The sequence below is a fragment of the Psychrosphaera sp. genome, from assembly GCF_982872775.1.
This window is the reverse complement of record NZ_CEYNSH010000074.1, coordinates 1-6,031: the sequence shown is the minus strand read 5'-3', so window position 1 is coordinate 6,031 and position 6,031 is coordinate 1. Positions and strand designations below refer to the sequence as shown.

Sequence of the window (6,031 nt, the reverse complement as noted above, 5' to 3'; positions counted from 1 at the left end):
AGGGTTTAAAGTCTGGGATCTAGAGTTTAGGATCTTAGGTCTTAGATTCGTTTTTAAGTTTAGGATTTAAACTTTAGTTATAAGCCGACGTTCTCGTCGGCTTTTTTATTTGTGAAGTAAGAAGGATTTATTAGTCTATCGAAGTGCCTGTATTGATGGGACTGTACAACATTTTCACTTTCACACATGTAAACACTAACGACACATTTATGTGTCACTTGCGTCCACTTAACATTTAAACTACATTATGTAGACGGTAACGACACATAAATGTGTCACTTTTGTTTACTTGGAGGGGTGGTGAATAAAACTATTGCTATTCAAAGACTCGCTGCTTATGACAAGCAAGGTCGATACATTTTTACTAATTCAGATTTAGCTAAAATTTTTCATGAGAGCTCTTCTAGAGCTGTCAGAGCTGGGATTCAACGATTAGTTGAAGCTAATATATTAGTGCGAGCCTGTAAGGGTATTTACATTAATAATTTGGCTCAAAGCAAGCGAAGTGACTTGTTAGAACGTTTAGCTACAACCATCAGACGAGGGGAATATAATTATCTTAGTTTAGAGTCGGCATTATCAGAGTATGGTGTTATCTCACAAATCCCTATTGATCGTTTAACAGTAATGACAACGGGCAGAAAAGGTGAATATAAAACACCTTTTGGCACTATTGAGTTTACCCATACAAAACGATCAGTAAATGATATTCTCGAACATACAGAAACTATTGACCGACCATTACGCTTAGCAACTAAACGTGCCGCCTATCGTGATCTTAAACGTGTAGGCCGCAATACCCATTTAGTAGAAGAGGCAATGTTAGATGAAGATTGAGCAACAAAACTTCGAACAACTCGTTGAGAGAGCGATGACTAACGAGCAGGCTTCTAACATGCGCCCAGTCATAGAAAAAGAGTCACTGCACTACGATATTTTATTTGCCTTAGAAAAAGGTGGTTTTTTGGATAATTTGGTTTTCCAGGGTGGAACGTCACTTCGACTATGCTATGGCGGCAATCGCTTCAGTGAAGATCTCGACTTTGCTGGTGGAAAAGATTTTTCAGCAAAAACTCTAGCAGAAATGAAAGCCTGCATAGAGAAATATGTCGGCACACGTTATGGTTTAGAGGTTACCGTTAAAGAGCCTAAAAAATTAAAAGAAGAGCTAAAGTATGAAGAGTTAAAAATTGATAAATGGCAAATCGCGGTAGCAACGGCTTCTGATAAAAAACACATGCCTAAGCAAAAAATCAAAGTAGAAGTTACAAATATTCCTGCTTATACGAAAGAGCCATTACCACTGCAATTAAATTATGATTTTTTACCTGACGGTTATAGCGATACACTAATACTCACTGAAACGCTGGATGAAGTTATGGCAGACAAACTCGTTTCACTGGCTGCCACTCAGAAATATGTTCGCCATCGTGACATTTGGGATTTGGCGTGGCTTAAGCAGCAAGGTGCTACAGTAAAGCCAGAGCTTGTTTCCCACAAACTCAATGACTATAAAATTACTGACTTTCACTCCATGCTTTCTACAAAAATTGAACAACTACCAAAGATTGTCGTTAGCCAAGAATTTATACAGGAAATGAAACGATTCATACCGACAAACGTTTTTGATCGAACCTTAGGCCAAGAAAAATTCACTCAATACTTAATTAATACAATTACAGGAATGCTAAAAGAACTAGATGCTGCATTATACGGTGATGAATTAAACCCTGAATTTTCAATGTAAGCGGCGAATTTGGAGTTTATTGCAGTGATGCGTGTGATTTTACTAGTGGTTTCACAGTTGCTTATCATCATCAACAAAACTTGACCCCATGACGCCTTTTTCGTTGCTTTACTCTGTGGCCTTGGTGCGTGCCAAGTGGAATGATTTCATCTAGATGTTGCAGTACCAAAATAGCAAGTTTATGAACTGAAGGGTTAGATGAAGATGAAATTAATGTTTGAAGAAAGCGTTGATATTCAGACTGGATCATATCATCCCTTATATTTGGTAATACTGTCAGATTGTGCGGCTGAGGCTTAGCCTAACAACTGTGTCCCTAGTGTATATAGATGTAACAACATCGGTTAATAAAACATAACTAAATCAACCTTCAACCTGATTTTAGTTTCTTCGATTTTGCGCTGTTTAAAGTCTCTGTTAATGAGGCTTTAAACTGAATATCAGTCGATGTAAATACTTGGCTTTGACCTCAAAGCAAACCAGCCGAAGCTGGTTATGCACAAATCTTTATTTGGCCCTAACCTTTTATCAATCTAATTTCTTTATGGAACCATTACTATTCAAAAACTCAATGACATAAGGAGGCTCTTCAGCAACGTTTGAATATACTTCTATGAAAGCGTTCAAATTTCTAAATTTGACACCTGATATCAGCCCAGTTTCCAATTTATAGCCAAATTTATTTAGGTCACTTTGAACTAGCTGTCGTTGGCTATATAGAAAAAGGGTAGAAAAACGCCCAACAGTAATATTCACTATTAATCCAAAGTCGCTACTATGAAAAGTACTGAATTGAACACCTTCCAACCCTGATTCCATATCAACGAATTCATCAAGTTCAGCTAATTCTACGTAATATTTTTTTAATTCGAATTCTGGTGTGCATGATTTGCCAACCACACAGGGAAAGCTAAAATCCTTCGCCTTCACAGGCAAGATTACTAGCAAAAATATCAACAAGGAAAAATATTTCATGAATCTACCCCTTAACCAAGGTCATATAGTTTGATTTAACGTCTTTGTACTTTACAGTACTTTTTCCTACGGCCCAACTTGGAGTCTTTCCACCCGTCATTGAACGCGGACTATAGTAATGCCTCACATTAGGTAAAGGATTTTTCGAGCTTGGTGCATTTAACACTCTCCTTGCGGTACTTAAAGTCTGCTTAAACCATTCACTGGATGTGTCTGGGTTCATTACTCGATCATAGTTTGGATCGTTTGTATTCCAAGACGAAAATTGCTTTCTTTGAAGAACAACATCTTTATATGAGTTCGGGAAGTGTTTGCTTTCAACTCTATTCCTAATAACCCAAGCCATAGCTTCGACATAGGGTTGCCTCATTCCATTGAATTCACCGATAGCAGTTCTAGCTACCCATCCGGCGTTACTATCTAATGGATCTTCTAGTCCAAAATAATCGGCAGCTTGGTCATTTACTTCCTGCATAGTTGATCGCGCAATATCGTTGTCCATTCCCTGTGGAAAACTAATGCGCCCAGCAACAAAATCGTTAAGAAGTTCAGGCATTTGGGACCTTTTTTCTGCATTTGGCGGCTTTGTCCCGCCCTCATTCTGTTGAGAGATACTTTTTTGAGAACCTATGTCCGCAACATTAAACCCGGCCCCTTCTAACTTGTTTGTCAACATTCCTTTGACAGCTCCTCTAGCTGCGCCATTCCCCCCAGAAATAGAAATAGTCGCACCGCCACTTCCATTAGCTTTTGCAGAAACAGTAACAGTTCGTTTTATCCGACTTCCTGCAACACTGACTTTAACTTTCTTCTCTACTTCCTCAGGTGAATAACCAGTCGGATCAGTCCCCGCCAGCGGATTATTCATAATGTAGGAATACGGATTAATTCCCTGAGAGCCTTCATGTACAAAAGGATCAACACTCATAAACCGCCCAAGGTTATAATCGTACACCCGTCCGTTCATATGAATTAAACGCACATCATCCAAGTGTTCATGGTCTGTAAAGCCACGTACACCTAACTGTGGATTGTTTAATTTGATTTCCCAAGCTGGCTTATCCAAATTGTCGACAGAACGCGGCTTACCAAAGGCATCAAACTCTCGAGACTCAATCACATTACCGTTGTGATCTGTCAAGGTAGTGCTGCTTCCCAATCTATCTTTATGGGTGAATCGAATATGGTACCCAAGTTGTTCGTTTTGGCTCACTATCGCTACATCACCGATATAAGCACTCCAAACCGTCTCACCACCTACTTCTTCAATTTCATACAAGCTGTCATAGTAATACAGTGTTGACGAAGTTGGTCCTGTTTTGGTTTGTTTATGACGCATTTTATTTGGGCCATACAAGAAAGATAATGAAACTCCATCACGAACAATCGACGTTGGCTTATTCCAGACATTGTACGTTGCACTAGTCAAGCCGTCACCTTTGACCATGTTACCTGACTTATCGTATTCGAAACTAACCACACTATTATTTGATCGAGTAATGCTTCTCACCGCGTTAGGCCCAGCCCAACCATTACTTTGACTTCGACCGGCTGAGTCATAAACCATGCTTGTCGAATAATCACTTTTAAGAGTTAAGTTCCCTACCGCATCGTATTCATAGTTATAGGCTTTTGATACACCTGCATAGGTCAATTGGCTGCTGTCTAATACAACAACACTTCTTCCACCCACTCTGCTTTATCCGCAGGCGCATTTGCTTTTAAAAGTCGAAAAAAGTCCATCGAGGTTGCGGGTTTCTTTGGATAACCATGCTCGGCCCACAGCTGCTTGAGTGTTTTTATGATGATGTCATCGCCTAGTTCGTTGCGCAGTTGATTAAAAGCAACTGTCGCTTGAGAGTATTGTTGGTGTGGTGAGGTCGCGTCGACCAAGCCACGCGCTTCGCCGTAATAAAACTTATGGACTCGATTAAATCGTTCGGTTTCGTATTCCACCAGCGCTTCTTTGGCTGAGTGTCCGTATCTTTTTTCTATCATGACTAGCTCGACATATTTGGCTAAGGACTCGACCAAAAATGCATTGTCCTCGGCAATACCATTTCCAATATCATGACCAAACCATTGGTGTGCAGTTTCGTGGACGGCGCGGCGGTATCGCTGATCAAAACCAGCATCTTCTGTAGGACTAGCCAAAAAGCCAACTTCATACCCAATCAGCATGTTTTGCGGCAAGGCATAACCTGTTGGTCCCGAGTCTGGTGACGAAAACATTCTTAGACTGCTGTGGCGATAAGGCTGGATATGCTCAGATAACCACGCCAATGTATCGGCCATTCCGGCTTGATTGATGGTGACGGCTTGATTAATTTGTTTTTGTGTCTCAGCGTCCGAGCTATTTTTGACAAATAATTGCGTCGTTACTTTGTTATCCTGACCCGTTTTTTTATCAAGCCCCAAATCCACCACTTGCTCGTGCTTAATCCAATTAAAGTCTTGGTCATTTTCGACTGAACTATTTCTTTGATCCTTATTTTGTAATTCTAGATTCAACGGCATCACAAACCAGCTTGGTACGTTTCTCATGGCTTGGCCACTCTGGTATTGATAAGCTGTCTGTGACTGCGTCTGACTGACATTCTCTAGTTCACCAGGCCCTATCGCATAAAAACCTGTTGGTACTTTGATTTGACTGGTATAGCTGGTCCACTGATACGCCAAAGGCCTGTCCCACTCCAATTGATACGGTTGCTGTGCAAAACGCTCTGATGGTTTTAGCCCGGACAATTCTGATAAACCGTGTTCTTCACGTAATTTGTCATTACGTAACGTCCATTCGGGTTGAAAACCAACAACAGGCATCCACGGAATTCCTCGAAGATAGCTAAATTGAGGCTTTATAAATAATTGTGGCGATGACGGCCACAACTTAGGTTGTACGTACTCAAATGAAAACCCGACAGGAAGTATGTCGCTTGGTGCCAATGGCTTGTCTAAGGTCAAAACGACGTGATTAAGTTTGGTTTCGCTAAGTTGAAATATTGGAGCGTCTAAAAGATTGGATTTAAGTTCAGACATAGGAACCTTATCTATCGCCTTAAAGTCAGCACTTATATTTTCCTGAACAACAGCGCGAACCGGACGAACCGTCATTGAACCAAAATTCCCATATCGACCAATCAGCACTTGCTCTATGGCTTGGTTTGTATTGTTTTTAAGATGATACGTCATTTCAAATACCGCACTTTGCGCAATTGGGTCTATCTCAATATTGGCATCAACATGGTGAATACTAGGTTGAGGTTTGGTATGCCAGTGGCTAAAGGCTTTTTCGTAATCTGCTTTCCACTG

At 40.5% G+C, this 6,031-nt stretch carries 6 protein-coding genes; 2 read left to right on the top strand and 4 right to left on the bottom strand.

Annotated elements, in window-relative coordinates:
• Positions 1-300: 300 nt before the first annotated feature.
• Positions 301-837 carry a type IV toxin-antitoxin system AbiEi family antitoxin gene (gene abiEi / locus AC4E96_RS13700; protein WP_488033673.1) on the top strand — a complete coding sequence of 179 codons (537 nt, stop codon included), beginning with the start codon at positions 301-303 and terminating at the stop codon, positions 835-837.
• 34 nt (positions 838-871) lie between these two features.
• On the top strand, positions 872-1,747 hold the full coding sequence (locus AC4E96_RS13695) for a nucleotidyl transferase AbiEii/AbiGii toxin family protein (RefSeq protein WP_490256221.1): 876 nt from the start codon (positions 872-874) through the stop codon (positions 1,745-1,747).
• A 70-nt stretch (positions 1,748-1,817) separates the two neighbouring features.
• Here AC4E96_RS13695 and AC4E96_RS13690 read toward each other — a convergent pair whose 3' ends face one another.
• The 4 genes from AC4E96_RS13690 to AC4E96_RS13675 all read right to left on the bottom strand — a co-directional run.
• A complete protein-coding gene (locus tag AC4E96_RS13690; RefSeq protein ID WP_488033671.1) occupies positions 1,818-1,997 on the bottom strand; it encodes a hypothetical protein in 180 nt (59 codons plus the stop codon).
• 278 nt (positions 1,998-2,275) lie between these two features.
• Entirely contained in the window at positions 2,276-2,722 is a 447-nt protein-coding gene (locus tag AC4E96_RS13685) for a hypothetical protein (protein WP_488033670.1), read from the bottom strand.
• 4 nt (positions 2,723-2,726) lie between these two features.
• Positions 2,727-4,415, bottom strand: coding sequence for an RHS repeat-associated core domain-containing protein (locus tag AC4E96_RS13680; RefSeq protein WP_490256220.1), 1,689 nt, complete (start codon positions 4,413-4,415; stop codon positions 2,727-2,729).
• A partial coding sequence (locus tag AC4E96_RS13675) for a gluzincin family metallopeptidase (RefSeq protein WP_490256219.1) occupies positions 4,388-6,031 on the bottom strand: 1,644 nt, incomplete at its 5' end. The genes AC4E96_RS13675 and AC4E96_RS13680, both read right to left, overlap by 28 nt.

Coding starts and splice junctions, on each gene's coding strand:
- AC4E96_RS13695 (WP_490256221.1), top strand. CDS start 872: ATGACTAACGAGCAGGCTTCTAACATGCGCCCAGTCATAGAAAAAGAG.
- AC4E96_RS13690 (WP_488033671.1), bottom strand. CDS start 1,997: ATGATCCAGTCTGAATATCAACGCTTTCTTCAAACATTAATTTCATCT.
- AC4E96_RS13685 (WP_488033670.1), bottom strand. CDS start 2,722: ATGAAATATTTTTCCTTGTTGATATTTTTGCTAGTAATCTTGCCTGTG.